Here is a 25,936-nt window from a genome sequence, read left to right on the forward strand (position 1 = left end):
GTGGCCCGTTTGAGACGATCCAAAATCACAGTTGGAATCCCTCGCCGAGGTAATAACGACGCACCTGTGGATCAGCTGCCACTTCCTCGGAACGTCCTGCGGCCAACACCGCACCATCGTTGAGGATGTATGCCCGATCAGTGGTGGCCAGGGTTTCGCGCACGTTGTGATCGGTGATCAGAATCCCCATGCCCCGGGAGCGCAACCCCTCGATCAGCTGCTGCAGATCCGCCACCGCAAGGGGGTCGACGCCGGCAAAGGGTTCATCCAAAAGCAGATACGTCGGTCCGTTGGCACCCGAGGCCAGTGCCCTGGCCACTTCGCAACGGCGACGTTCCCCCCCGGAGAGTTGGAAACCAAGACGGTTGATGAACGCGCCGAGGTGAAAGTCCTCGATCAACTGCTGGCGCCGATCGCGACGCTGCTCGGAACTGAGATCTGTCTGTTCAAGGGCGATATCAAGGTTTTCACGCACCGTGAGATTGCGAAACACACTGGCTTCCTGGGGCAAGTAACCCACACCAAGCCGGGCTCGCTCCGGCATGGGCAGATGGGTGACCCGCTCACCGTTCACGGTGACATCGCCCTGATCAGGGGAGAGCAAACCAATTACCAGGTTGAAGGTGGTGGTTTTTCCAGCTCCATTGGGACCGAGAAGGCCGACCACCTCGCCGGGGGCAAGCTTCAGATCCAAGCCCTTCACCAACTGGCGGCCCCCAAGGGTGATCGAGACATTCGACAGTTCCAGGGTCATGGAGTCACCGGGTTGGTCTCGGCCTGAACCTCGAACACGGGTTGACTGGGAGTAAGCGACCACTGACTGAACACCTGTTGGCCGGGAACAGGGCTGGCAATCGCACGACCTTCGTCCAGCAAATAGGTGAAGCGATCAGCGCTGAGCTGGTTGCCATCAGCCTGGATCACATCCACATCACCACTCAGCAAAATCCGGTCTTCCTCCGTGAAGTACTGGGCCTGTCGGCTGGTGGCCACCAAACCACGACCGGCGTGCACCAAGCGAACATTGCCGCTGGCGGTGATCACACCGGTGGCGTTGTCGGCCGATTGAAGATCAGATTCAATCGTGATAACGCCTGCGTCAGCCGTTTGCTGAGCCTGGGCCGCCACCTGGGGCCACAGGACGATGAGAAGGGGCAGAGCTAAAAGAAGCCTCCGGAAACGGAGCATTGCTTTCACTGCCACACCACCTGCCCAAGTTCGTCGACATTACCGGCGCTTCAGCGCATGAACTCAAGAACAGGGACAGTGCATGACTCGGGATCCCGCTCCTGCTGAAGCGCCTCGAGCCGCTGTTGCGCAGCACGGCACAGAGACGCAAGATCCACGCCAAGATCCGGTGTTCCCGGACGTTTGAGACGACCCAGAGCTTCACCGAAAAGAATCGTGGCACCCCGCCGGTTGCCCCGTTGCAGGTGCAACTGGGCTACCGCCACCTGCAGGATCCCCTGAAGGCTGCGCCGTTCCGGATCAGCTGTTTCATGCCAGAGCTCCTCAAACAGATCATGAGCGGCGTACCACTCACCCGCATTGAAGAGCTCCACACCCTGCTGAAAGCGAGGGTCCGCCTGAGGCATCAGCGCTTGGACTTGGCCGGCTTCTTGCCGGGAAGTTTGCGCAGACGGATTGACTCGGGGGTGACTTCGAGCATCTCATCGGGACCGATGTATTCCAGCGCGCGCTCCAGCGTCATCTGGACCGGTGCTTGGAGCGTGTCCAGTTCCTCAGCGCCCGCGGAACGCATGTTGGTGAGCTGCTTGGTCTTGCAGACGTTGATCTCGAGGTCTTGAGGCCGGTTGTATTCCCCGATGATCATTCCCTTGTAGACCTTGGTGCCCGGGCTGATGAAAAACTGGCCGCGATCCTCGGCATTCTTGAGGGCATAGAACGTTGCTGTTCCCTCTTCGAAGGCGATCAGCACACCGTTCCGGCGGGTGTCGAATTCACCCATCATCGGCCGGTATTCATAGAAGGAATGGCTCATGATTCCTTCGCCGCGGGTGGCCCGGATGAATTCACCGCGGAAACCGATCAGACCGCGGGAGGGAACGATGAACTCCAGCTGGGTGCGGCCATCAGCGCTGGTTTCCATGTTCTGCATCTCGCCCTTGCGGGTGCCCAGTTTTTCGATGCAGCTGCCCACCGCTGGTTCAGGCACATCCATCACCAGGGTTTCCACCGGCTCGCAGGGGGTGCCATCGATGGTGCGGTAAATCACCTGCGGCTGGGACACCTGGAACTCATAGCCCTCACGGCGCATGGTCTCGATCAGGATGCCGAGGTGCAGCTCACCGCGACCACTCACCGCAAAACGGTCCGGTGAATCGGTGTCTTCCACACGTAGGGCAACGTTGGTGAGCAACTCACGCTGCAGGCGGTCACGCACCTGACGGCTGGTGACGAACTTGCCTTCCTTACCCGCAAAGGGTGAATCGTTGACGACGAAGGTCATCTGCAGGGTGGGCTCATCCACCTTGATCAGCGGCAGAGCGGTGGGCTCATCGGGGCAGGCGATGGTTTCGCCGATGTTGACGTCGTCAAAGCCAGCCACGGCCACCAGATCACCGGCAGACGCCTCTTCGATCTCGACGCGCTGCAGACCCTCGAAGCCCAGCAGCTTGCTGATGCGGCCCTTCTTGATGCTGCCGTCGTCCTTGATCAGCGCAGCGTTCTGCCCCTGCTTGATTTTTCCGTTGTGAACGCGACCAATGATGATCCGGCCGAGGAAGTCGGAATAGTCAAGGGTGGTGATTTGCAGCTGGAGGGGCTTCTCCGGATCACCAACCGGGGGCGGAACGTGGCGCAGGATGGCATCGAACAGCGGACGCATGTTGTCGCTGTCGGTCTTCATGTCGGGCTTGGCGAAGCCTCCGAGACCGCTGCCGAACAGGTAGGGGAAATCGCACTGATCATCGTCAGCGCCGAGTTCGATGAAGAGGTCGAGCACCTTGTCGACGGCGGTCTCGGGATCCACCCGGGCCCGGTCGATCTTGTTGACGAACACGATCGGACGCAGGCCCTGCTCGAGGGCCTTCTTCAGCACAAAACGGGTCTGGGGCATCGGCCCCTCGTTGGCATCCACGATCAGCAGGCAACCGTCAACCATGCCCAGCACCCGCTCCACTTCTCCACCGAAATCGGCGTGACCAGGGGTGTCAACGATGTTGATCCGGGTGTCGTTGTAGGTAACAGCCGTGTTTTTCGACAGGATCGTGATGCCCCGCTCACGCTCCAGGTCGTTGGAGTCCATCACACAGGTGGGGACGGCCTCGTTGTCGCGGAAAATTCCTGACTGCGCCAACAGCGAATCGACCAGAGTCGTCTTGCCGTGGTCAACGTGGGCGATGATCGCGATGTTGCGGATCGCCTTGTTGTTGGCGCTCATGCGGGCTGACCGTAAGTATTTGTGAAGAACGCCAAAGGCGCAGTGCGACAGGTTATCTCAACGTGAGAATCGACTGGTGCGCTCCGGACCCTTGCTGCGCAGGCTGCCGCGGGTGACGCCCAGCTGGTGGTGGATCTGCTCCTGGGACCAGACCTCCTGGGTGGCCATCCGACCCGCCAGAGCCTCGGCGTAAAGGCTGACGCGCCGGTGCGTCGCAGCGGCATCCTCATCGAGAAGTTCGAGCCGGATCCTGCGCACGCCTGCCCGCAGCAGCGACGGAAGCGCTTCAACGCCCGATTGCGCCGTGCCATTGAAAAGAGTGTTCCGACAACCCAGATCAGCCCGCAGGGGATGTTCAACGCCACTGCGATCCCGCAGGGTGACGTGGTGCTTCTCACAGGGACGACCGCAATCGGTGTGGTCCTTGCCATCCGAGAGGAATGCACAGAACAGGCAATGCTCCATGTGGAACAACGGCATGTGCTGGTGCAGAGTGACCTCCAGCAGCACTGGATCAACGGCGGCGGCCAGATCCAGCAGTTGCTGAAGGTTGAGGTCGTAACTGGCCGTGAGCTGCTGCAGCGCCCAATGGTCGCGATACCAGTGGAAACTCAGGGGGTTGGCGGTGTTGAGGGAAAAGTCACCAATGCAGGGGGCCAGCGGCGTCAGCACCTCCAGCTGATCGGCATTTCGCACCAGGAAACCGTCAGGACGGGCCCGAATCAGTGGCTCAAGCGACCAGCGTTCATCCGGCCGTGTGATCCGTGCACCGGCCAGCCATACACCCTCCGGCCAGCAGCCTCGACCGATCGCCACCGCTTCCCGCAGCTCCCGAGGCTGCTCGAGATCCGCCACCACCGAGCGAATCGGCAGGTCCGTGCCGGAGAGATCCACCAAGGCCTGCAGCTGCTCCAGGCTTCGCACCAGCACCACCAAGCCTGGCTTGGTCTCGCTGAGGGGAGCGACAGCTGGTGGGCACATCTGAGCCAGCAGCTTCGTTGGGTCTGCCGTTTTGGTGGCTGCAGGGACAGGCCCTGAATCGGTGCTGCAGTCCCCTGTGGCCTCCAACTGCTCCAGCAGAGCCCTGCGCATTCGGTTCAGTTCCGCCACGGGCAGAAAAAGATCGCCCTCCAGTTCGATCTCCAAATGCTGAAGCGACCAACCGGTTCCCCCCAGGCGTCCCAATTGCTGCTCAAGCCGTTCCCGGTCCAAGGGGCGCTGCGAAGCACTCTGGAGCGGCATGGTGCTGCAGAGCTTCAGCTCAAATCCCTGGGGCTCCAGCACCTGCAACTCCAGCGGTGCATCCAGCCGACCGGACACCCGCAGCGCCAGATCCCTGGACCGAACCTCCACCGTGCGACGGGCGGCACGCTGCCAACGTGACTGCCAATCGGGATCACTGGTGAGCCAAACCGAGGCGCCAGGTCTCAAGCCAGAGCCATCCACACGATCGGGCCCCAGGCGCAGCTTCCAGCGTTCGTCGCCCATCCGCTCACACGCCATGATCCGGCCACCGATCTCCCGAGGCGGCTGCAGAGGATCGGACGACAGTTGTTCCAGCACAAGGCCCTGCCCGGGATGCAGCTGTTCCCGGCTGCGCAGATGCAACCAACCACCCCGCTCCACCCGTAGCAACTGCCCCAGCAGCGGGCCCCGCTTCTTGCTCCAGCGGCCATGCACCAAACGGCGATGGTTCACCCCTTCAAGCCAGCCGGTGGAAAGGCCTCGGGAAAATGCCAGCTCAAGCTGGCGTTGCACCTGCGGCGCCGAAGCGGGGGTTTGATCCAGGCGCTGGCGATAGGCGTCGGTGACGGCAGCCACGTAGGCAGCGTCCTTCAGACGCCCCTCGATCTTGAGGCTGGCCACGCCGATGCGCTGCAACTCCGGCAGCAGCTCCCAAGCCGCCAGATCCTGGGGCGAGAGGAGATAGCGCTGGTCTTCAAGGGGGTGGGGTTGCCCATCCACCACCATTTCGTAGGGCAGGCGACACGCCTGGGCACACTCACCTCGATTGGCACTGCGCTGCCCGAGGGATTCACTGGTCAGACATTGACCGGAATAGGCGACGCAAAGGGCGCCATGCACAAACACCTCTAACGGCATCGCAAGGTTCCGCTGAACCAGTTGTGTCTGCAGTCGCTCTAGATCACGCAGGGACAGCTCACGGGCCAGCACCACCCGCTGGCAACCAAGCGCCGCAGCCTGGGCAATCCCCGCGGCACTGGTGATCGACATCTGGGTTGAGCCATGCACACAGAGATTCGGCACCAGCCGCTGGGCCAGGCGACAGAGCCCCACGTCCTGGACGATCACCGCATCCACACCGGCTCGATCTGCAGCGATCAGCAACTGAGCCGCTGCCTCCAGTTCATCGCTGAACACCAACACGTTGAAGGTGAGGAATCCCTTCACCCCCCGCTGATGCAGCCACTGCATCACTTCAGGAAGGTCTTGCAGTCGGAAATTCTCAGCCCGCTGGCGGGCGTTGAAGGCATCAACGCCGAAATACACCGCATCGGCACCGGAGGCAGCGGCCGCCTTCATCGCAGCCCAGTCGCCGGCAGGTGACAGCAGTTCGGGAACGGTCAAGGGTCGCGCCTGGAGAACCGACTGGCCGGCTCGAACAAACGCAGCGCATCCGCATTGCCCTCATAGCGCCAATGCCAGGGCTCGTACATCACACCCTGTTTGTTGCCCTCAGGGAAGGACAACACGAAGTGATATCTCGCCGCATGGTCCTGCAACCAGCGAAAGGCGGCGGTGTCTTGAAAGCTCTGGGAGAGGTTGGTCTCAGGGAAACGGCCATCGCCTAGATCGACGGCGTAACCCGTGCTGTGCTCGGAGTAGCCCGGTGGAGCTGACACCTGGGCTCGCTCTTCGGCGGTCTGGTTCCGTTCGGAGGCCACATCAAAGAAGATCGATTCCTGGAGGGCAAGGGAGCGGAATCCACTGAGCAGACGCAGATCGATCCCGTCAGCCAAGGCGGAACGCATCATCGTGTCGAGAGCCTCGGCGGCTTTCACATTCAGCTCGATCCCCGGTTCAAAGACGATGAGTTGATCAGCGTCAGCCTCTCCGTAGGGGAAGTGGCCCAGGAGTCGGCCATCGGCGTCAGGACGTTCGCGAAAGCCTGAAATCTCAAGGCTCTGCGTGGGCTGGCGCCGTGACAGCAGCGTGGGAACCAGCATCACCACAGCCAGGCTTCCGGCACAGACGAGAACAAGCCCGAACAGCAATCCAGCTGCGCCATTTCCCTTGCGTTGACGCGGCTGCCGTGTTCGTCGAGCGACCGGAATGTCCTCCCGCTCGATGCGTCGCGCAGAGGAGGCCCGAACCAAGGCGCTGATGCGTGTTGTTTCGATCGTAAAGGCAGCAGCCAGCTCAACCCACAATGGTTGTTGTGACAGTGATAGCTTCACAAAACAATCCAGCGGAGACGGGCTGAGATGTTGCGAGTTGCGGTGATCGGCGGTGGCCCAAGTGGCTCCTGTGCTGCCGAAATTCTGGCCAAGGCGGGAATTGAAACCTGGCTGTTCGAGCGCAAACTCGACAACGCCAAACCCTGTGGTGGAGCCATTCCGCTTTGCATGGTCGAAGAGTTCGACCTGCCCGACGAAATCATCGACCGCAAGGTCCGCAACATGAAGATGATCTCCCCTTCCAACCGGGAGGTGGACATCAAGCTCGATCCCCTCGGTTACGACGAAAACGCCTACATCGGCATGTGCCGTCGTGAGGTGTTCGATGCCTTCCTGCGCAACCGCGCCGCCGATCTGGGCACAACTCTGATCAACGGTCTGGTGCAGAAGATCGACACCGGTGCAGACCGTCAGGGCCCTTACACCATTCATTACGCCGACTACAGCGGTGGTGGCCCCACCGGTGAGCAGAAGACTCTGGCTGTGGATCTGATCATCGGTGCCGATGGCGCCAACTCCCGGGTGGCGAAAGCCATGGACGCCGGGGATTACAACGTGGCCATCGCCTTCCAGGAACGGATCAAGCTTCCTGCTGAGGAGATGACTTACTACGAAGATCTGGCTGAGATGTACGTCGGAACAGACGTCTCTCCCGACTTCTATGCCTGGGTGTTTCCCAAATACGACCACGTGGCCGTGGGAACGGGAACCATGCAGCAGAACCAGAGCCTGATCAAGGGTCTGCAAAGGGGCATTCGTGAGCGGGCCAACAAGCGCCTGTTCCAGGGCGAAGTGATCAAGGTGGAAGCCCACCCAATTCCTGAGCACCCCCGTCCGCGCCGGGTTGTGGGCCGCATGGCCTTGGTGGGCGATGCAGCGGGCTACGTCACCAAGAGCTCCGGGGAAGGCATTTATTTCGCTGCCAAGAGCGGCCGGATGTGTGCCGAAGCGATTGTGGAAATTTCCAACAACGGCGCCTCCATCCCCACCGAAAAGCAGATCAAGTCGACCTACCTCAAGCGCTGGGACCGCAAATACGGTGCCACCTATGCGGTGCTCGACATCCTGCAGCGGATCTTCTATCGCAACGACGCTGCCCGGGAAGCCTTCGTCGAGATGTGCGACGACAAGGACGTGCAGAAGCTGACGTTTGACAGCTACCTGTACAAACGGGTGGTGATGATGAACCCCTGGCAGCAGATCAAGCTCACCCTCCGCACCCTGGGCAGCCTGATCCGGGGCGAGGCTCTGGCTCCATCCGTCTACAACCCTGTTCCTTCGGCCGTTGGCCGTTCCGACGGTGATTTCCTGGCGGAGGAAGCGGCCCAGCAGATCAAGGCTCAGGCTGGCGAATCCAAGGAGGGGAACTCCAAAGGTTCCGAGTCGAAGGAAAAGGCCGGCGTCTCCTGAGGGAGGCCGGCCCTCAACATCACTCCAACATCAATGACAATGCCTCTGGTCTGTTGCGTGACTCAATCGCCTTGCCAGCGGCATCCTTGATCCGCTCAATCCCCTGCTCAATGCTCTTGGCGGGGGATGTTTCTTTCTTGGTCGTCGACCAGACGTTGATGGCGTAAACGGCGGCAGCAGCCAAGATCAGCGCCGCAATCACGCTGCCCAGACCATTTCCTCCCTGGCGGATCACCACAGGCGGCTGGGTGGTGGTCATCTGTTGATCAGACATTGCGGCTCAAGCGGCTGGCCCCTGATTAGCCGCAGAGGCCAGGGCTGCCTTCATTTGGATTGAATCGATTCAAATTCGGCCAAGACCGAAGCCTGATTGCGCAGGACCGCCAACAGGTTGAGGCGATTGAGCCTCAGCGCGGCATCGTCGACCATCACCATCACGCTGGTGTCACCATCAAAGAAGGCCTGGAGCGCCGGGGTTGCCGCGACGAGCGCATCGGCAAGGGCTTGATACGACCGCTGCTGAGCCAATGGCTGCAGCTGCTCGAGAGCTGCGAACAGATCCTTCTCACTGGCGGACTCGAACCGTTCGGGCTCAACCACATCGCCGGCCACAAGCTGATCGCGTGCCAGATCACCTTTTTCGGCAAGCTTCGCTGCCCGCTGCACCACCGCCTGGACGGCATCCAGCTGACCGCTGTCCCGAAGGTCACGCAACAGTTGAATCCGCTGCTTGACATCAAGGGGATCACTGAGCAGACGCTGGCTGGAGACGGCATCACCAGCCACAGCCTGCACCAGATCAGGCGCAAAGCCGTCGTCTTCCAATTGAGACACGATCCGCTGCCGCATCAGCTGACAGAGGTCGTTATGCAGTTGGCTGGCATCCACCGCAAAGGCCGGGAACAGAGCAGCCCACTCCTCCACGGCGTTGCTGAGGAAGGCCATGAGGTCGAGGCGCCAGGCCATGCCCCAGAGAATCTGCACAACACCATTGCCGGCCCGCCGCAGGGCATAGGGGTCGGAGGATCCGGTTGGTCGCTCTCCCTTGGCAAAGATGCTGAGCAGCAGCTCGAGCCGTTCCGCCAAGGCCACAACGGCTCCCGCGGGGGTTGCGGGCAGAGCATCACCGGCTCCCCGTGGCAGATAGTGCTCCACCACAGCGAGAGCAACATCGCGCGGTTCTCCCTCCTCCAGGAGGTATTTGCCCCCCATCAGGCCCTGAAGTTCAGGGAACTCACCCACCATCTGGCTGACCAGATCGTTCTTGCAGAAATGAGCGGCACGCTGGGCCGCATCCACCACGCTCTGATCAAGACCGAGTTGCTTCAACAGCAGGCCAGTGAGCCGCTCGATTCGCTCGGAGCGGTCCAGAAGACTTCCCAGGCCTTCGGCGAAGGTGACACGGTCGAGGGCTTCACGCCGGGATTCGCTGGACTGACGCCGGTCAACATCGAGGAAAAATTCAGCATCCGCCAGGCGAGCTCCAAGCACGCGTTCATTGCCGCGAACAATCAAGGACGACGCCGGGGCCAGGCCATTGCCCACCAAAAGGAACTGGGGCCGAAGCACAGCCTCAGCGGTGAGTCGGAGCGGATCAGCCTCCAGACCAGGCACCTGCAGCGGCACATAACGCTGGTGGGCCTGCATCACCGTGCTGATCACCTCCGGAGGAAGCTGCAGGAACCGCTCAGCAATGGTTCCCTCGAGAATCCTGGGGTCTTCAACCAGGTCCACCAGTTCCTCAAACAGCGACTCCGGACAGTCGGGAGTTCCGTTGGCGGCCTGTGCCGACTGGTCCAGGCTGGTGCGAATTCGTTTGGCCCGCTCCGCACGATCGACAACAACGCCAGCGGCGGCAAGGGTCTCTCCAAACTGCTCCGCTGATGCGATGGAGAGGGGCTCGTCACCATGGAGACGGTGGGCACGGCTGAAACGATCGCTGCGGACCTCAGGGTCAGCGCCGCCCAGCACAACCGGGATCACCTCTGAACCCTTCAGCGCCAGCAGCCAACGGATGGGGCGGCTGAAGCGCTGGGCTCCGGTGCCCCAGCGCATGAACCGCCGACCCTGCAACGCATCAATCCATTGGGGGATCAGCCCCTGGAGCAGGTCAACGCAGTCTTGACCGGGGGTGAGCACGGTTGCGAAGACACAAGGCCCCTTGGGAGTGTCACGTTGCTCAAGTGCTGAGGGATCAACCCCGCAGCGCTTGGCGAAACCGATCGCCGCTGGCCCTGGGATGCCGTCTTTAAAAGCCTGAGCCACGGGAGGGCCCTTGCGGTCTTCCTCAAGATCGGGTTGGCGGTCCTCCAGATCAGCAACGGAGACCACCAGACGCCGGGGGGTGCCGAACACCGACACCGCTCCATGGCCAAGCCTTGCCTCACGCAGATCACGGCTCACCCGTTGCTGCAGCTGGTCAAGCGCTTGCCTGACGAAATCGGCAGGAAGCTCCTCGGTGCCGATTTCCAGAAGAAAGGTTGCCGTCACGCCAAGGTCAGAGCCGCAAGCGACTGTATTGGAAGCCGTTTCGCTACGTTCAAATCAAGAAATCCTTTTCGGGGTGGGGGAAGGCTCCTTGGCAGTGGCGGAAACAGGAACTCAATCGCTGTCCAAGGCGGAGCAGCGCAAGCTGGACAGCGACCATCTACGCGACCCGTTGTTGAGCGAGCTCAGCAACGACGATGTTCGCTTCACGGAAGATGCCGTTCAACTGCTGAAGTTTCACGGCAGCTACCAACAGCACCACCGCGAACTGCGCAAGACGGACAAGGTTCGCAGCTGGCAGATGATGCTGCGGCTGCGCAGTCCGGGCGGACGCATCCCTGCCCGACTATTCCTCGCACTCGATGACCTCTCCAACCGCCTTGGGGACGGAACTCTGCGGGCCACCACCCGTCAGGCCTTCCAGATGCACGGCATCGCCAAAGCCGACCTGAAAGAGGTGATCGGCACCATCGTTCGCAACATGGGCTCGACCCTGGCGGCCTGCGGGGACATCAACCGCAATGTGATGGCACCACCAGCTCCTTTTGAGAAAGGCGGCTATCCCGTGGCACGGCGCCTGGCCGATGAAATTGCTGATCTGCTCAGCCCCGAAGCGGCCGAGGGGGCCTATCTGGACCTCTGGGTGGATGGTGACCTGAGTTATCGCTTCAAGCCCAGCCGAGCCGTTCAGAAGGCCAGAAAGCGCCAGAGCGAGGGCGGCGTTTTTTCCGGCAGCACTGAGGAACCTCTCTACGGAGACACCTACCTACCTCGGAAATTCAAGGTGGCCGTCACCGTGCCGGGGGACAACTCTGTTGACCTGCTCACCCAGGACATCGGCCTGGTGGCCTTCACCGACCCCTCCGGCGATCTGCGGGGCTGCAACGTCTACGTGGGCGGTGGCATGGGCCGCACCCACAACAAGGAGGAGACCTTCGCCCGCACGGCGGATCCTTTGGGTTACGTCGATGCTGCCGACGTTCTGGATGTGGTTCAGGCGATCCTGGCGCTGCAACGGGATCACGGTGATCGGGAGGTGCGCAAGCACGCCCGCATGAAGTATCTGCTGCACGACAAGGGAATCCAGTGGTTCCGCGACACCCTGTGCGCGACCTACTTCAAGGGAAGCCTCAAGGGGCTGCGCAATGAGCCCAAGGCCAAGCTTTTGGACTATCTCGGCTGGCATCGCCAGAAGGCAGGGATGTGGTTCGTGGGACTTCCCCTGCTCTGTGGCCGCCTGAACGGAGATCTCAAGGCAGGGCTGAGGGAGCTGGTGGAGACCTACCAGCTGGAGATTCGCCTCACCGCCAACCAGGACCTGCTGCTGTGCAACATCGGCACCTCCCAGCGAGCCAGCATTCGAACCCAGCTGGAAGCCCTCGGGTTTGAGGTGCCTGAAGCTCCAGCACCTCTGGCCAGGCATGCCATCGCCTGCCCAGCTCTACCCACCTGCGGGCTCGCCATCACCGAATCTGAGCGCATCCTTCCGGATGTTCTGGATCGCCTCGATGCCCAGCTGCGACGGCTCGAGATTGAGAAGTCCCTGCTGGTGAGGATGACCGGCTGCCCCAACGGCTGTGCCCGCCCCTACATGGCGGAGCTGGGCTTGGTGGGCAACGGTGTTAACCAGTACCAGCTGTGGCTCGGCGGCACCCCCAATCTCCAGCGTCTGGCGCGCCCTTACCTGGAAAAACTGCCCTTGGATGATCTGGAGACAACCCTTGAACCGCTCCTCCTCAGCTGGAAAGCCGCCGGTGGACGTCGCAGCTTCGGGGACCACATCGAGAAGCTTGGTGATCAGGAAGTGAGCGCGCTGTTGAAGGCCTCGGCGTAGACCGCCACAGCTGCACCTTTTCGCCAGGCCCAGAGCTGATCACCGAACGAGTAGTGCCACCACTCGTTCGGATGCTGGGCAAAGCCGGCTGCTCCCATCACTTCAGCCAGCAACTGCCGGCGTTGATGCCAGCGTCGAGCTTCGGAATCCTCCCGACCGGCGTAGTGCTGCGGTTCAGACACCGCACCAATGGCATCAATCTCTCCCCCCATGGCCAGCGGCGTTCCATCGCTGCTGCTGAGGGTGAGATCAACAGCCGCACCGGTGCTGTGGGGAGGCGGGGTCGCAGGATCCCGACTGGGAGCAGCCCAGAAGCGCCCCACATCGGCCACCACCTGATCGAAGGCGTGCCCTGAGCGCGCTTTCACGCCGCGTTCACGGCAGAGTTCCGCAATGCTGTGGTCCACCATGAAGGCTTGCACGGCGATCGGCCGCCAGGCATCAAAAATGCTCAGGCGCAGGCGGGGATCGTGCTCGACCAGCTGCTGCTGAGCATCAAGCAGGCGCTGAACGACCCCCAGGCGCAATTGAAAGGGATTCCCCGACGTCCCATAGGGCGCCCCCAGCGCCATGTACGGGTGAGGTTCCATCCGCAACAAAGCGGGAGGCAGCGCTTGCAAAGCCTCGCCGCAATCTTCAATCGGAATCGGACTCCAGGGGCGCATCGAATCGCGGCAACGGGATGGATCAGTTCAAGGGAGTGCCACCGCTGAGGCGACGCTGCTGGGCCTCCAGGGTCTCGCGCAGCAACGGGTGCTGCTCGAGCTCAGGATCGTTGTTCAACAGCTCCTGGGCGGCTGTTCGTGCGTCCTCCAGCACAGCACCATCATCGGCAAGGCTGGCCAGGGCCAGATCAGGCAGGCCCGATTGTCGGGTTCCCAGCACCTGGCCAGGCCCCCGCAAGCGCAGATCCATCTCGGCGATCTCAAACCCATCGGTGGAGCGCACCAGCACATCCAGACGCTGGCGGGCCAGGGGATTGGAGCTGCCATTGATCAACAGGCAATGGGAGGCAGCGGCGCCACGGCCAACGCGCCCCCGCAACTGATGCAGCTGCGCCAGGCCGAAACGTTCGGCATGGTCGATCACCATCACGCTGGCTTCGGGCACGTCCACGCCCACTTCCACCACCGTGGTCGAGACCAGCACCTGAGTCGTGCCAGCAGCGAAATCGGTCAGCACTGCCTGCTTTTCAGCACTGGAGAGACGCCCATGCAGCAAACCAACGGCCAGATCTGGGAAAACCTCCGAGGCCAATTCAGCGTGAACTTCAACGGCTGAGCGAAGCTCGAGCTTTTCAGACTCGTCCACCAGAGGCAGAACGACATAGGCCCGCTGGCCCAGCTGCACCTCCTCACGGATCAACTCATAGGCCTTCTCGCGCTTTGCGGCCGTGAGCATGCGGGTGCGAATCGGTGTTCGCCCTGGCGGCAATTCATCGATCTGGCTGACATCGAGATCCCCATGCATCGAGAGCGCCAGGGTCCGAGGGATCGGTGTTGCCGTCATGGTGAGCAGATGGGGCTGCAAGCCCTTGTTGAGCAGGCGATCCCGTTGATGCACACCGAAACGGTGCTGTTCATCCACCACCACCAGCCCCAGGCGGTTGAAAACGACAGGATCCTCGAGCAAGGCATGGGTGCCCACCAGCACCTTCAGCGACCCGTTGGCCAGGTCATCCAGCAGCTCCCGACGGCGGGGCCGCGGCGTGGATCCCGTCAGCAAGGCGACGCTCACATGGAGCTGCGGCAGCCACTGACAGAGGTTGCGGTAATGCTGCTCAGCCAACACCTCCGTTGGGGCCATCAGGGCCCCCTGCCAGCCCGAGGCAATGGTGCTGAGCAACGCTGCAATGGCAACCACCGTTTTGCCCGAGCCCACGTCCCCCTGCACCAGACGGGCCATGGGTTCGCTGCGCGCCAGATCGGCTTCGATCTCCTGAAACACCCGTTGTTGGGCTGCGGTGAAGCGGAAGGGCAGAAGATCCATGAACTCCCCCACAAGCCCATTGGCACTGGATTGGAGATCCAGGTCCGGGCCCGTCCGAGAGCGCAGCGCCTGGCGTCGGCGCAACAGACCGAGCTGCAGGAGCAGAAACTCATCGAACACCAGCCGGCGCCGTCCCCGATCGAGGCTTTCGCGGTCTTTGGGCGCATGCAGGGCCTGCAGGGCCTCCGACAGTGCCGGCAGCTGGAATTGCCGCTGCGTCACGGCGGGGAGAGGATCAGGCCACGATGCGGCGAGGGGCAGGACCTGATCGATCAGGCTGCGGAACCGATCCGCGCCAACCCCTTCGGTGAGGGGATACACCGGGAGAAGCCGGCCGATGCTGGGGGATTTGACCGGAGACGAGGGGCTGTCCAGAACCTCGATCAACGGATCCTGAAAGGTGATGCCGTAGGGGCCATCTTTCACCAGACCACTGACGGCCACGGTGGCACCAACGGGGTAGAGACGCTGCTGGCCTTTGAGGTAAGCCGGAGAACTGAAGCGTTTGCCCGCCAGGAAACGGCTCACCTTCAGGCGACCGGTCGGGTCCTGCAGCTGGAGCTCAATGATGGCGAGGTTGGTGTTCCGTGGGCTGACGAATCCGTTGCAACGGCGAATCGTGGCGACGATCGTGGCTGTTTCCCCCGACACCAGCGCCTCAATGCGGCGCATCGCGGAGTAATCGACATGATCACGGGGGTAGTAGCGGAGCAGGTCGCGGACCAGAAGCAGGCCGATCGAAGCCAGCCGTGCCGCGAATTTCGGACCCACACCACGGATCTGGGTGATGGGACTATCGAGCTGCAGTGGTGAGCTGGCACGCTGCTGGGGCGACGCCTGAACCTTGAGGCGTGGCGGTGCCATCGGAGCCGAGGGTTCCAGGCGATGGCGCAGCTCATGCAGCCACTGACGGGCATCGGTGACCAAGCGACGGCGGGCCGGATCAGCGAGCTCCGGATAGTCGGCAAAGCCAGAGCTGAGCTTGGACATGCGTTCACTGACCCCCTGGGGGAAGGGAACGGCCGGAGGCGCTGCGAGTTGCTGCTGCAGAAAGGCGTGAAAGCGCTGCTGGCGACCCTGCAGATTCTGAAAACCACGGTCGGCCTCCAAGCCCAGCGAGCGCTGAAGGGGAAGCATCCAGGTGAGGAGCAGCGACAGCTGCTCGCTGGTCAGTCCCCGCTCAGCTGCTGCGTTGAATCCGATGGGGTCTGCCAATGGGTCCGGGCCTCACGATCCAGGGAGCGACGCTGCCAATGACGCTGCTGCCGCACCATTGTGAGCAGAGCATGGTGGTGAGCGCGCAATCGTTTGCGGCACTGACGCAGACGTGGGCTGTCGAACTCCAGATCGTTGCTGCGTAAGAGCACACAGAGCACATCCATGCCCTGGTCGAGCTCACCGACGGCCAGAGGGAGGCGCAGGCGAAGCACGTTCGTGGCGGTTGGCTGCGTTTCGACCTGCCCCTTCAGGACAGCATCCAGAAGGCTGATTGGAAGGAGGGTCTGGGCCAGTCCTGACCGCAGCATCTGCACATTCACCGCATGGGACAGGTTGCGAAGGCGTCGCTCAAGCGCCTGATCCATGGCCTGGATCCAATGCAACAGCGCATCCGGTTCATTCGGAAGAAAGTGGTCGTTGCCGTCCACCGAAGGATCAAGAACAGCACCGGGATCAAGGGGCTGTTGGGCCTGCTGCATCGCATCACCGGCCAGCTCGAACAGTGAGCGGAGCACATCCAAATCACCCGAAGATTTGTTGTCTGCGGGTTCAGGGACGGGTTCTTTAACGGGATCCGGGGAAGCCGTCCTCGGAGGGGATTCAAGCGGTGAAGCCAAGCTCAACTGAATGGATCCGCTCGGTTCTTCCCGTGGGAGCTCAGACGTGGGTGGCTCGGGTTCAGGCGCACTCTCCTGGGACTGGCGACTGAGCTTCTGCAGCATGCTTCTGCTGGCATGAGCCTGCTGGCGCAGTTGCTCCTGCTGCATCTGCAGCACCAGCTGCATCAGCTGCTCAACCGTGAGCAGAACGCTGCAGCGGTCGATCAGGTCTGTGACCGCTGCATGGAAATTCTGACGGGTCGACTCCGGCAGCCGACCAAAACGGGAGGGATCAACCTCACCAAGAAGATTGAACAGGGCCTGACGGGTGGCTCCTTCCAGCAGTTCCCGCAGCACCTGAAGATATAGAGCCTGCTCCCTGTAAAGGGCGATGGCCCGCAGCCGGCACAACCGTTGAAGGCGTGCCAGCTGTTCTGACGGGTCGTAAGCAGGCCTGACGTCCGGGTCGGACAAGGGAATCAGCCGGCGTTCTGCATGGACGCCACTTCAGCAGCGAAATCGTTCTCTTCCACCTCGATGCCCTCGCCCAGGGTGTAACGGGTGAAGCGACGAACTTTCACGTTCTCGCCGATCTTGCCAGCGGTTTGCTTGACGAGGTCAGCAACGGTGATGGAGCTGTCCTTGATGAAGGGCTGCTCCATGAGGGCGAGTTCCTTGAGGCGCTTGCCGATGCGGCCCTCAACGATCTTTTCCTTCATCTGCTCAGGCTTGCCCTCGAGATCGTCACGACCCATCTCGATCGCCTTTTCCCGCTCACGGATCTCGTCGGGAATCTCGTCGGTGGTGACGTACTCAACGTTGGGGCATGCCGCCACCTGCATGGAGACATCACGCAGCAGCGACTGGAACATGTCGCCCCGGGCCACGAAGTCGGTTTCGCAGTTCACCTCAACCAGCACACCCACGCGGGCACCGGTGTGGATGTAGCTGCCGATGGCACCCTCGGCGGCGGTGCGGCCGGATTTCTTTTCAGCGCTGGCGATGCCTTTCTGGCGAAGCCACTCAACGGCCTTGTTGGCATCGCCTTCCGTGGCGGCCAGGGCCTTTTTGCAATCCATCATCCCCGCGCCGGTCTTGTCGCGCAGTTCTTTGACAAGCTTGGCGGATACGGCAGCAGCCATCGGTCGGAGCAGTGAGAAGGGAAATTGAATCGCCGCCGATTCCCAGATTGGAATCAGCGGCGTGAACTTAGCGGTGAGAGGAGATCAGCCTTCGCTGTCGCCACCACGCTGATCGTTGGAACCATGGCGGCCCTCATTGATCGCATCGGCCAGACGGCCCAGGATCAGTTGCACAGAACGAACGGCGTCGTCGTTGCAGGGAATCGGCACCTCACAGAGGTCCGGATCACAGTTGGTGTCCAGCATGGAAACCAGGGGGATGTCGAGCTTGCGGGCTTCGAGCACCGCATTCGACTCACGACGCTGGTCCACCAGGACCACAACATCGGGAAGGCGACGCATGTTCTTGAGGCCACCCAGATACTTCTGAAGACGCTCGAGTTCGCGACGCAGCACCGCACCTTCCTTCTTGGGGCGCATGGCGATGGCGCCGCTGGACTCCATCCGCTCCAGATCCTTGAGACGATCGATCCGGGCCTTCATGGTGGTCCAGTTGGTGAGCATGCCGCCCAACCAGCGCTGATTCACGTAGGAAGCTCCGCAACGGGCGGCTTCCAGCGCCACAACTTCAGAGGCTTGCTTCTTGGTGCCGACGAAGAGGAAACGCTTGCCGCTGCGTGCCGCAGAACGGGTCCACTTGTAGGCGTTGTTCATGCAGACGGCGGTCTGCACGAGGTCGATGATGTGAACGCCGTTGCGCGCGCAATAGATGTAGCGCGACATCTTGGGGTTCCAACGACGGGTCTGGTGCCCAAAGTGGGCACCAGCCTCCATCATCTCGGCGAGGGTGACGACAGCCATGGTTTGAGGGTTTCGGGTTCGCCTCCACCTGCCAGGGACCTGAACAACCAGCAGGAGCTGGTCTCACGGTGCACCCGAAACGGGCAGGTGTGCGGAGTGAAAGGACCTATAGAAGGTATCAAAACGTTGATCAGCGAAGCCCTGCCGCTCTGGCTTCACGGAACAGGGCACGCACACCGATGCGATTGAGGGGCAAACGAAGCAACTCCATCGCCGTTCCGGGATAGCCATGCCGAATCAGCCAACGGAGCAGCGGGCGAAGGCTTGAGGGATTGATCAGCCCACCGAGGGTGAGCACTTCCCAAAGGATGCGATGGAACCAGGTGAACTGGATAATCAACCGCACCCGCCTGGTGGGATGTTTGCGGTAGAAAACAAGCCCCATACGGGCCCGTTCACCCTCCACTTCCACAAGTCGGGGGATCTGGTCGAGACTCAGGGCGGGGTGCCAGTGATAGCCGACAGCGTCCGGGCACTTCACCAACTCAACCCCCATCCGCCGCAGACGCTCACCCAGTTCCAGGTCCTCCCAGCCGTAGAGGCGGAAACCGGTGTCAAACAGGCCTGAGCGCTCCAGCACCTCCCGATCGATGGCCACATTTCCAGTGGCGAAATAAGCCCAGGACAAGTCACGCAATTTGTGGCGCTCCGAGCAGGGTGCTTCGAAGTTGGCGGTGTTAATGACAGCGCCGTAGGTGAAGCAGAGCCGATCACCGCGCCGTTGCCAGCACTGCTGCAACGCCCGTGCATGGGTGGCCAGAAAGGTTTCTGTGACCACCAGATCGCTGTCGATGAAGACGATCACATCGCCACGGGCGTGATCCACACCGCGGTTTCGGCCCTCGGCAGGACCACCGTGCTCCTGCTCGATGAGGCGCACATGGGGAAAACGCTGGGACTGCTCGCTCAGCCATGACGGCGTTCCATCGGTGGAACCGTCGTCAACCACAACAACCTCGTAGTCCTGAAGAGCTCCAGCAAGCTGCTGATCTTCCAGTGCCGAGAGGCATTTCTCGAGGATCGGGCGTCGGTTGTAGGTCGGAATAACGACGCTGACGAACATCGCGACGGCCGATGCAAATGGCCACCCACCCTACGAACAACAAAAAAGGGGCCCGCAGGCCCCCTTTTTGATGCATGGTCTGATCCGTTGATCAGTCGGCGGCACCACCGTTGTTGGCGGTTCCGGTCACACCGTTACCAGCGCCTTCACCACGGCCATCGTTCCGCATCTTGCGCTTCTTGAACTTGCGCGCGTAGGCGCGGTTCCGCTCCTGCTTTTCTTTCTTCAGGTTTCTGCGCTTGGCCATGCGGAACTGCGGGCTCTGATATCAACTTTCATCTTACTAAACAGCATTCTTTAATCGCCCGTCCTCCATCTGAAGCAGGCGATCGGCCACATCAACGATGCGTGGGTCATGGGTCACCATCAGCACCGCGCAGGATTGTTCACGGGCGAGTCGGCGAAGCAGCTCCACCACCTCCCGGCCCGTACGGCTGTCCAGGGCAGCGGTGGGCTCGTCAGCCAGGAGAAGGCGGGGGTTTGCGGCAAGGGCACGGGCAATGGCGACCCGCTGCTTCTGTCCTCCGGACAAGTCATGGGGAACTTTGGCCATGTGGTCCTCCAGGCCGACGGCACGGAGCCACTGACGGGCCTCATCCCGACGGGCCCTGTAACTGAGATCAGGCAGAAGATCGGCTCCCATCTGCACGTTCTGTTCAGCCGTGAGGCAGCGCAGAAGGTTGTGCCCCTGAAAAATCATTCCAATGCGCCGGCGCACCTGCTGGCGGCGCCGACGGCCTGCACCATGCAGGGACTCACCAAGCACCGACACCTCACCCTGCTGAACCGTCCGCAAGGCGCCGATCAAGGTGAGCAGTGTCGTCTTGCCACAGCCCGAAGGACCGGTCAACAACACCACTTCGCCCGGCTCGATGCTGAAGCTGATGTTTTGAAGAACCGCGCGGCGCATCTCCCCTTGGCCGAAAGCGTGGGAGAGGTTGTCGACAACAACAGCTGCCATCAGAAGATCTCCGCAGGGTCTGCATCGATGAGACGACGCATGGCCAGGAACGACGACAACATGCACATCACCAGGATCATCACCAGAACGGTCAACGCCCGGGACAGATCCATGCCGACGGGCAGCTTGGTGGCGTCACGAACGAACCAGTACAGCCCCTGACCGGCCATGTAGGCGGGGACGTACCCCATCGCCGCCAGATAGAAGCCCTCACGAACCACCACTCCCAACAGATGGCTGAGGCGATAGCCCATGGCCATCAAAGTGGCGTACTCCGGCAGGTGATCACTCACATCGGTGTACAGCACCTGATAAACGATCACGCAGCCCACCACGAAGCCCATGGCGGCGCCGAGCGTGAAGATGAAACCGATGGAGGTGCTGCTCTTCCAATAGTTCTGCTCGAAATCGATGAAGCCCTGCTTGGTCAGCACCGAAACATCCTTGGGCAGTCGCTGTCTCAATCGGGACACCACCTGCTCAGGATCCGCGCCGGGCTTCAACCGCACCAGACCCACTTCGATCGCCCCAGGCGGCTTCTGAGGCATCAGATCGAGGAACGTCTCCGTGCTCGTGAGCAGGTTGCCGTCGGCACCGAAGCTGGTGCCCAGGCTCACCAGACCCGCCACCCGGACGCGGTTGCCAGCGATCTCGGTTTCCACCACACGGCCATCGCGATACCAATCGGCAATCGGTCCGAATTCAGGACGTGACAGCTGATCGAAGAGGATCCGCCCCTTCTGCTTGAGAGCGTCAGTTTTCTCAGCCAGGGAGGGATCGACAAAAAAGGGGTCGTCGGGATTGAAACCCAAGGCCAGGATCGACCGGTTGCGCCGCGTTTCCGGGTTCCGCCACAGCATCAGCCCCCAGTGCACCGGGGTCACCCCATCGACGTCTGGATCAGCCAGGGTCTGAACCAGCCGCCGCCTTGGAAAGGCCTCCATGCTCACGGAGCTGGCAGAGCGTGGACTGATCAGAACAACATCAGCATCGAACAGCCGGTGCGCTGTGACGCTGGCGTCAAAGAGGCCATCACGGAATCCAAGCTGCATGAACATCAGAATTCCCGCGAAGCTGATGCCGGCAAGCGCCACCAGCAAGCGAACGGGCTGGCGCGTCAGCAACAGCCAGGAGAGGGGAATCCGACGCCCCCGCCAGAACCGGTTCATGGATCGAAGCGGGCGATCACCTTCAAACCCGCCAGACGAGTGACCTTGGCGGCATCTTCAGGATTCAGCACCACATCAACCATCACAACGCGGGCGTCGGCATCGCCGGTGGGATCGGTGGAGAGAACAGACCGTTGTTCCACCTGCGGGCTGATGCGCAGGACGCGCCCGACGAGTTCACCGCGGAAACCACCGTTCTCGCTGATGAGGCGCACGGACTGGTCGAGGCGGATCAGGGAGATGTCGGATTCGTAGACCTCGATGCTGGCCTGCATCGCCTGATTGGCCCCCACATCCATCACCCCCTCTGCACCAGGGCGCTCGCCTGCACGGGCATGCAGCTTGAGCACAACACCATCAAGGGGCGAGATCAGCTGACTGAGCACGAGGTCGGCCTGAAGCCCTTTGCGCTCCGCCAGGGCCTGATCCCGCTGTCCCTGAAGACGAACCAGCTCTTCACGCTTGTTGTCCACCAGAGTCAATTCGGCCGCACCCCAATCGGCGGCTCTGCTGAAGCGCTCTACCTCAAGGGCCTGAAGCTGTATCTCCTGATCGAGGCTGCGCAGCTGCGCATCGACGCGCTCCAGATCAGCGAGCAGTCCATCCCGGTGATCGAAGGACGCCAACACCTGGCCGGTCTTGATCAGATCACCCTCATTCACATTGAGGGCTGCCACCCGGGGTGTCCCCGCCATCCCCGCATTGGGAGCCGCCAGATTGCGGATGTCCCCGGCGGGCTCCAGCTGCCCCAGGGCCGCGACCGCTTCGGGACGAACCGTGGGTGCAGGCGTCGGTTCAACCGGCTTGGGTTCGGGCGTCGGCCGCAGCAACCAGCCGCCGATGACCGCAATGACCAAACTTCCAGCCAGAACAGACCAGCGCTTGGGGGTCATCAGAGTTCCGGAGGGTTGTCGAACAGAAGCATGTCGATGTAGCGATCGGCCCAGGCTGAATCGAAGGCCTTCTCGAGCACGCGGCGGGTCTTGTCGTTGCGTTTCTGCTGAAGGCAATAGTTCAACTGACCCTCGTACCGGCGGACTGTAGTGAGAGCCGTGGACGGTTCGGGAGTCGCCTCGATCACGCTGGTGGCCATCACCTGCAGGTAATGGCTCACCAGTTCCTGAAAGGCTGCTTCCTCGTCAGCACCATCGGGGCGGATGAAGCACACCTTGTTTGAGAAGATGGCTGATCCCCAGGCCGGCAGCTCCCGAACCTGACGGAACGCCGGCCATGGCCTGGCCTCAAGCCGCTGGATCAGCTGCTCCGGCAAGTCATCGGAGGTGGGGGACAGATCAACGATCGCGGCGGAGATGCCTGCAGGGCCGGCCACGATGTCGGCCCCGAAGATCGGCAGGTCGTAGTGGGGATCGGGGAACCAGACGCTGTGGAGGATCTGCAGGCCGTTGCCGAGTCGCGCAACCTCCAAATGAAGTTTGCGAAGGCCGATGCAGCGAAAAAGCTCGTTGCCGATCGATAGGCCCTCGCCATCGAGTTGCCCCTGGATGAAGCGCAAATCCTCATCGCAGGGGAGGATCTCCAATCCGGGCAATCCCGCCCAGGCACTACGGATCGATGCCGCCAAGGCCTGCACGAGGGGATGCTGTCCTGGCGGTGGCGCCAGCGGCTTGGGCTGCATCGAAGGGGCAGGCACAGAATGGAACTTTGCCACGCAGTTCTGAACCTTCCGTTCTCCGGTCCCCCACTGGACCATTGGACCCTCCCCAACGGAGTGCGCTGCGTGACGGCGGACATGCCGGATGCACCCCTTACCTGTCTCGATCTCTGGTGCCGTGCCGGCAGTGCCAGTGAGCAGCCAGGGGAAGAGGGCATGGCCCATTTCCTGGAGCACATGGTGTTCAAGGGAAGTGAGCGGCTGGCCGCAGGGGCATTCGATGAAGCCATCGAAGCTCTGGGGGGCAGCAGCAATGCCGCCACAGGCTTTGATGACGTTCACTTCCACGTGCTGACACCCCCGGATCGAGCCCGCGAAGCGTTGGATCTGTTGTTGGAACTGGTGTTGCAGCCAAGCCTCGAGCCTGACGGGTTCAACACGGAACGGGGGGTGGTGCTTGAAGAGATCGCTCAATACGCCGATCAACCCAATGAGCAGGTGCTGCAACTGCTGTTGAGCAAGGGCTGTGACCAGCACCCCTACGGCCGACCCATCCTGGGTACCCCCCGCAGCCTGGAGGCCATGACGCCCGAGGCCATGCGGGCGTTTCATCAGCGGCAGTACCGCGGTTCCAACTGCTGTCTGGCGATGGCCGGGCCTTCGTCAGCGGAGCTGCGCAGTGCCCTGGGTTCCTCGGCTCTGGCAGACCTCCTGGATGCGCCTGAGCCCTCATCACCGTCATCGCCCCTGAACGTGCGTCCTGGACGCGAAAGCGTTGTTGTGGACCGGCTCGAATCCGCCCGACTGCTGATGCTCTGGGAAGCTCCACGGGCCCAGGATCAAACAGGCGTGATGGCCGCTGATCTCGCCACAACCCTGCTGGGGGAAGGACGACGCAGTCGTCTCGTGAACCGCTTGAGGGAGGAACTGCAGATCGTTGAAAGCGTGTCGATGGACCTCTCGGTTCTGGAGCAGGGAAGCCTGATCACGCTGGAGGTGATCTGTCCAGACGAGCATCTGGAGGCTGTGGAAGACGAGGTGAACCGGCAGCTGCGCGCCATGGAGGAAGAGCTCGTCAGCGATCAGGAGCTGAAACGGGGCCAGCAGCTGGTGAGCAACGGACTGCGCTATGCCTTGGAATCGACGGGCCAGGTGTCTGGGCTCAGCGCCAGCCAGACCCTCTGGGACCGGCAGCAGGATCTGCTCCATCCTCTTGCTTTCCTGCCGCCATGGACGGCCGAGCGGCTTCGCTCAGACCTGTTCCCAAGGCTTCAACCCGAACAGGCGTTTGTGCTGACCGCCCAGGCAAAGACGAAACACGGATGAGCAACCCCGAACTGCTGATCGAACCGGTCTCAAGCCCGGGGATTCTGGCTGCGAAACTGCTGCTTCCTTTCGGCAGCGCCGACGACCCTGCAGGAACACGGGGTGCCCATGACCTGCTGGCATCTCTGCTCAGCCGCGGCTGTGGACGACACAACCACGTTGACCTGGCGGACCTTGTTGAGGGATGCGGAGCAGGTCTGCGCTGCGATGCCCAGGAAGATGCGCTCGTGCTGAGCCTGCGCTGCACGGTGGAAGACGCGGAGCAGCTCCTGCCCCTGCTGGCCCAGATGGTTCGTTCCCCCCGGCTTGAGCCTGGCCAGGTGGCCCTTGAACGTTCGCTCACGATTCAGGCCTTGCAACGGCAGCGGGAGGATCCCTTCCATTGCGCCACGACCGGATGGCGGCAGCTGACCTATGGCAACGGGGGCTACGGCCACGACCCGATGGGCATCGCTGAAGAGCTGGATGATCTGGATCGGGAGGCACTTCTCCCCCTGGCCGAGCGGCTACCGAGGGCATCGAGCGTTCTCGCCCTGGCGGGCAGCGTCCCACCGCAAATCATCGACACGATTGGCTCCCTTGAGGACTTTCGCGACTGGCCAGAAGGGAGCGGCAACGATCGCTCAGGCCGCCGTCCCTACGCCGAAGCGGCAGGAACCGAAACGATCCAGCTCGAAGCAATGGACACCGAACAGGTGGTTCTGATGCTTGGGCAGGCGACGCTGGGGCATGGACACCCGGATGAACTGGCGTTGCGACTGTTGCAGTGCCATCTGGGCGTGGGGATGTCGAGCCTGCTGTTCCAGCGCCTGCGGGAAGACCATGGCGTGGCCTACGACGTGGCCGCGCACTTCCCTGCCCTGGCAGGACCGGCGCCCTTTGTGCTGATGGCCTCGAGCGTGGAGGAGCGCTCAGAGCTCGCGCTGGACTTGCTGCTGAACATCTGGGACGAGCTGAGTGAGCAACCCCTCAGTGAGGCCGCACTCGAGCTCGCACGGGCCAAGTACATCGGTCAGCTCGCCCAGGGCCTGCAGACCTGCTCCCAACGGGCAGAGCGACGGGTTCAGCTGAAGGCCCAAGGGCTCCCCGACGATCATGACCAACGCTGTGTGCGGGCTCTTGCGGAACTGACACCGACGGATGTGCTCCATGCTGCCCAACGTTGGCTTAGGGAACCACGACTCAGCCTGTGCGGAACCTCCACTGCACTGAAGCAGCTCGAACGGCGCTGGGATCGGCGGGACGCTGCTTAGTCCACCTCAGCTGCATCCACCGGATCCAGCCGATCGAGGGGGATCAGAAACGTGCCCCGGCGAAAACGCACAGCAACCGTGTCCATCGGATGAAGTGCAACCACTTCGCCTACTTCACCGGCGGCCACCAAATCCGGCGGCCGCAGCATCGGCATCGGATCCGCCGACTTGAGGTACGGAAGCTGCTGCGACAGGCGCAGCTGATCACCAATTGATACCGACATCTGAACTGGGCAGGATCTGCATTGTC

General features: G+C 62.0%; 24 protein-coding genes. 4 read left to right on the forward strand and 20 right to left on the reverse strand.

Translation table 11 applies throughout. From position 1 onward, the window contains the following. Positions 1-25: 25 nt before the first annotated feature. From lptB to AAXE93_RS03715, 6 genes are read right to left on the reverse strand one after another with little or no spacing between them, the layout of a single operon-like run. Positions 26-754, reverse strand: coding sequence for an LPS export ABC transporter ATP-binding protein (gene lptB, locus AAXE93_RS03690; protein WP_390128219.1), 729 nt, complete (start codon positions 752-754; stop codon positions 26-28). Further along, complete coding sequence (locus AAXE93_RS03695; protein WP_390128221.1) at positions 751-1,188, reverse strand: hypothetical protein; 438 nt, start codon at positions 1,186-1,188, stop codon at positions 751-753. The genes lptB and AAXE93_RS03695 overlap by 4 nt, the downstream gene beginning before the upstream one ends. 50 nt (positions 1,189-1,238) lie before the next feature. After that, positions 1,239-1,595, reverse strand: coding sequence for a DUF309 domain-containing protein (locus AAXE93_RS03700; RefSeq protein ID WP_390128223.1), 357 nt, complete (start codon positions 1,593-1,595; stop codon positions 1,239-1,241). Next, a complete protein-coding gene (gene typA, locus AAXE93_RS03705) occupies positions 1,595-3,403 on the reverse strand; it encodes a translational GTPase TypA (protein WP_114989070.1) in 1,809 nt (602 codons plus the stop codon). The genes AAXE93_RS03700 and typA overlap by 1 nt, the downstream gene beginning before the upstream one ends. A gap of 57 nt (positions 3,404-3,460) precedes the next feature. Further along, on the reverse strand, positions 3,461-5,992 hold the full coding sequence (locus AAXE93_RS03710; RefSeq protein WP_390128226.1) for a DUF3656 domain-containing protein: 2,532 nt from the start codon (positions 5,990-5,992) through the stop codon (positions 3,461-3,463). Next, positions 5,989-6,741, reverse strand: coding sequence for a M15 family metallopeptidase (locus AAXE93_RS03715; RefSeq protein ID WP_250396815.1), 753 nt, complete (start codon positions 6,739-6,741; stop codon positions 5,989-5,991). The genes AAXE93_RS03710 and AAXE93_RS03715 overlap by 4 nt, the downstream gene beginning before the upstream one ends. 108 nt (positions 6,742-6,849) lie before the next feature. On the opposite strand from AAXE93_RS03715, the gene chlP reads away from it, so the two are divergent. After that, positions 6,850-8,232, forward strand: coding sequence for a geranylgeranyl reductase (chlP, locus tag AAXE93_RS03720; RefSeq protein ID WP_114989068.1), 1,383 nt, complete (start codon positions 6,850-6,852; stop codon positions 8,230-8,232). A 19-nt stretch (positions 8,233-8,251) separates the two neighbouring features. On the opposite strand, the gene AAXE93_RS03725 is transcribed toward chlP, so the two are convergent. Both AAXE93_RS03725 and glyS read right to left on the reverse strand, forming a co-directional pair. Next, complete coding sequence (locus AAXE93_RS03725) at positions 8,252-8,506, reverse strand: hypothetical protein (RefSeq protein ID WP_390128230.1); 255 nt, start codon at positions 8,504-8,506, stop codon at positions 8,252-8,254. Between the two features lie 50 nt (positions 8,507-8,556). Next, positions 8,557-10,722: a glycine--tRNA ligase subunit beta gene (gene glyS, locus AAXE93_RS03730; RefSeq protein WP_390128232.1), complete on the reverse strand. Its 2,166-nt coding sequence runs from the start codon at positions 10,720-10,722 to the stop codon at positions 8,557-8,559. 88 nt (positions 10,723-10,810) lie between these two features. Here glyS and AAXE93_RS03735 point away from each other — a divergent pair, with 88 nt between their 5' ends. Next, on the forward strand, positions 10,811-12,553 hold the full coding sequence (locus AAXE93_RS03735) for an NADPH-dependent assimilatory sulfite reductase hemoprotein subunit (RefSeq protein WP_390128676.1): 1,743 nt from the start codon (positions 10,811-10,813) through the stop codon (positions 12,551-12,553). Here AAXE93_RS03735 and AAXE93_RS03740 read toward each other — a convergent pair. The 11 genes from AAXE93_RS03740 to AAXE93_RS03790 all read right to left on the reverse strand — a co-directional run bounded on the left by AAXE93_RS03740 (position 12,517) and on the right by AAXE93_RS03790 (position 23,131). Then, on the reverse strand, positions 12,517-13,218 hold the full coding sequence (locus AAXE93_RS03740; RefSeq protein WP_390128234.1) for a M15 family metallopeptidase: 702 nt from the start codon (positions 13,216-13,218) through the stop codon (positions 12,517-12,519). The two genes, AAXE93_RS03735 and AAXE93_RS03740, sit on opposite strands and share 37 nt — an antisense overlap. Before the next feature lie 22 nt (positions 13,219-13,240). Beyond that, on the reverse strand, positions 13,241-15,757 hold the full coding sequence (gene recG, locus AAXE93_RS03745) for an ATP-dependent DNA helicase RecG (protein WP_390128237.1): 2,517 nt from the start codon (positions 15,755-15,757) through the stop codon (positions 13,241-13,243). Next, positions 15,712-16,833, reverse strand: a complete 1,122-nt coding sequence (locus tag AAXE93_RS03750; RefSeq protein ID WP_390128239.1) for a hypothetical protein — start codon at positions 16,831-16,833, stop codon at positions 15,712-15,714. Before AAXE93_RS03750 ends, recG begins: the two co-directional genes overlap by 46 nt. A 5-nt stretch (positions 16,834-16,838) precedes the next feature. Continuing rightward, positions 16,839-17,501, reverse strand: coding sequence for a translation elongation factor Ts (gene tsf / locus AAXE93_RS03755; RefSeq protein ID WP_038555235.1), 663 nt, complete (start codon positions 17,499-17,501; stop codon positions 16,839-16,841). An 84-nt stretch (positions 17,502-17,585) separates the two neighbouring features. Next, the gene (gene rpsB / locus AAXE93_RS03760; protein ID WP_006850376.1) at positions 17,586-18,302 is read right to left on the reverse strand and encodes a 30S ribosomal protein S2; all 717 of its coding nucleotides are present in this window, start codon (positions 18,300-18,302) and stop codon (positions 17,586-17,588) included. A 130-nt stretch (positions 18,303-18,432) separates the two neighbouring features. Next, a complete protein-coding gene (locus AAXE93_RS03765) occupies positions 18,433-19,365 on the reverse strand; it encodes a glycosyltransferase family 2 protein (protein ID WP_186515255.1) in 933 nt (310 codons plus the stop codon). Between the two features lie 91 nt (positions 19,366-19,456). Further along, a complete protein-coding gene (locus AAXE93_RS03770; protein WP_006850288.1) occupies positions 19,457-19,612 on the reverse strand; it encodes a hypothetical protein in 156 nt (51 codons plus the stop codon). 36 nt (positions 19,613-19,648) lie between these two features. Beyond that, positions 19,649-20,326 carry a DevA family ABC transporter ATP-binding protein gene (locus tag AAXE93_RS03775; RefSeq protein WP_114989063.1) on the reverse strand — a complete coding sequence of 226 codons (678 nt, stop codon included), beginning with the start codon at positions 20,324-20,326 and terminating at the stop codon, positions 19,649-19,651. After that, positions 20,326-21,495: an ABC transporter permease DevC gene (gene devC / locus AAXE93_RS03780; protein ID WP_114989062.1), complete on the reverse strand. Its 1,170-nt coding sequence runs from the start codon at positions 21,493-21,495 to the stop codon at positions 20,326-20,328. Before devC ends, AAXE93_RS03775 begins: the two co-directional genes overlap by 1 nt. Continuing rightward, positions 21,492-22,388 (reverse strand): HlyD family efflux transporter periplasmic adaptor subunit, encoded by an 897-nt coding sequence (locus tag AAXE93_RS03785; RefSeq protein ID WP_390128245.1) that lies wholly within the window; start codon positions 22,386-22,388, stop codon positions 21,492-21,494. The genes devC and AAXE93_RS03785 overlap by 4 nt, the downstream gene beginning before the upstream one ends. After that, a complete protein-coding gene (locus AAXE93_RS03790) occupies positions 22,388-23,131 on the reverse strand; it encodes a phycocyanobilin:ferredoxin oxidoreductase (RefSeq protein ID WP_250396823.1) in 744 nt (247 codons plus the stop codon). Before AAXE93_RS03790 ends, AAXE93_RS03785 begins: the two co-directional genes overlap by 1 nt. 18 nt (positions 23,132-23,149) lie before the next feature. Between AAXE93_RS03790 and AAXE93_RS03795 the strand changes: the two genes are divergently transcribed. Both AAXE93_RS03795 and AAXE93_RS03800 read left to right on the forward strand, forming a co-directional pair. Next, positions 23,150-24,433 carry a M16 family metallopeptidase gene (locus AAXE93_RS03795; protein ID WP_390128249.1) on the forward strand — a complete coding sequence of 428 codons (1,284 nt, stop codon included), beginning with the start codon at positions 23,150-23,152 and terminating at the stop codon, positions 24,431-24,433. Continuing rightward, positions 24,430-25,686, forward strand: coding sequence for a M16 family metallopeptidase (locus AAXE93_RS03800; protein WP_390128251.1), 1,257 nt, complete (start codon positions 24,430-24,432; stop codon positions 25,684-25,686). Before AAXE93_RS03795 ends, AAXE93_RS03800 begins: the two co-directional genes overlap by 4 nt. Here the strand turns inward: AAXE93_RS03800 and AAXE93_RS03805 are convergent. Continuing rightward, positions 25,683-25,910 carry a DUF3148 domain-containing protein gene (locus AAXE93_RS03805; protein ID WP_006849608.1) on the reverse strand — a complete coding sequence of 76 codons (228 nt, stop codon included), beginning with the start codon at positions 25,908-25,910 and terminating at the stop codon, positions 25,683-25,685. The two genes, AAXE93_RS03800 and AAXE93_RS03805, sit on opposite strands and share 4 nt — an antisense overlap. Positions 25,911-25,936: the final 26 nt, after the last annotated feature.

Origin of the sequence: Synechococcus sp. HIMB2401, from assembly GCF_042883245.1 — a bacterium.
GTDB lineage: Bacteria > Cyanobacteriota > Cyanobacteriia > PCC-6307 > Cyanobiaceae > Parasynechococcus.

Excerpts from the sequence above, each read along its gene's own strand:
- lptB (WP_390128219.1), bottom strand. The coding sequence starts at position 754 with ATGACCCTGGAACTGTCGAATGTCTCGATCACCCTTGGGGGCCGCCAG.
- AAXE93_RS03695 (WP_390128221.1), bottom strand. The coding sequence starts at position 1,188 with ATGCTCCGTTTCCGGAGGCTTCTTTTAGCTCTGCCCCTTCTCATCGTC.
- AAXE93_RS03700 (WP_390128223.1), bottom strand. The coding sequence starts at position 1,595 with ATGCCTCAGGCGGACCCTCGCTTTCAGCAGGGTGTGGAGCTCTTCAAT.
- typA (WP_114989070.1), bottom strand. The coding sequence starts at position 3,403 with ATGAGCGCCAACAACAAGGCGATCCGCAACATCGCGATCATCGCCCAC.
- chlP (WP_114989068.1), top strand. The coding sequence starts at position 6,850 with ATGTTGCGAGTTGCGGTGATCGGCGGTGGCCCAAGTGGCTCCTGTGCT.
- AAXE93_RS03725 (WP_390128230.1), bottom strand. The coding sequence starts at position 8,506 with ATGTCTGATCAACAGATGACCACCACCCAGCCGCCTGTGGTGATCCGC.
- AAXE93_RS03740 (WP_390128234.1), bottom strand. The coding sequence starts at position 13,218 with ATGCGCCCCTGGAGTCCGATTCCGATTGAAGATTGCGGCGAGGCTTTG.
- tsf (WP_038555235.1), bottom strand. The coding sequence starts at position 17,501 with ATGGCTGCTGCCGTATCCGCCAAGCTTGTCAAAGAACTGCGCGACAAG.
- rpsB (WP_006850376.1), bottom strand. The coding sequence starts at position 18,302 with ATGGCTGTCGTCACCCTCGCCGAGATGATGGAGGCTGGTGCCCACTTT.
- AAXE93_RS03765 (WP_186515255.1), bottom strand. The coding sequence starts at position 19,365 with ATGTTCGTCAGCGTCGTTATTCCGACCTACAACCGACGCCCGATCCTC.
- AAXE93_RS03770 (WP_006850288.1), bottom strand. The coding sequence starts at position 19,612 with ATGGCCAAGCGCAGAAACCTGAAGAAAGAAAAGCAGGAGCGGAACCGC.
- AAXE93_RS03775 (WP_114989063.1), bottom strand. The coding sequence starts at position 20,326 with ATGGCAGCTGTTGTTGTCGACAACCTCTCCCACGCTTTCGGCCAAGGG.
- devC (WP_114989062.1), bottom strand. The coding sequence starts at position 21,495 with ATGAACCGGTTCTGGCGGGGGCGTCGGATTCCCCTCTCCTGGCTGTTG.
- AAXE93_RS03785 (WP_390128245.1), bottom strand. The coding sequence starts at position 22,388 with ATGACCCCCAAGCGCTGGTCTGTTCTGGCTGGAAGTTTGGTCATTGCG.
- AAXE93_RS03790 (WP_250396823.1), bottom strand. The coding sequence starts at position 23,131 with ATGCAGCCCAAGCCGCTGGCGCCACCGCCAGGACAGCATCCCCTCGTG.
- AAXE93_RS03795 (WP_390128249.1), top strand. The coding sequence starts at position 23,150 with ATGGAACTTTGCCACGCAGTTCTGAACCTTCCGTTCTCCGGTCCCCCA.
- AAXE93_RS03800 (WP_390128251.1), top strand. The coding sequence starts at position 24,430 with ATGAGCAACCCCGAACTGCTGATCGAACCGGTCTCAAGCCCGGGGATT.
- AAXE93_RS03805 (WP_006849608.1), bottom strand. The coding sequence starts at position 25,910 with ATGTCGGTATCAATTGGTGATCAGCTGCGCCTGTCGCAGCAGCTTCCG.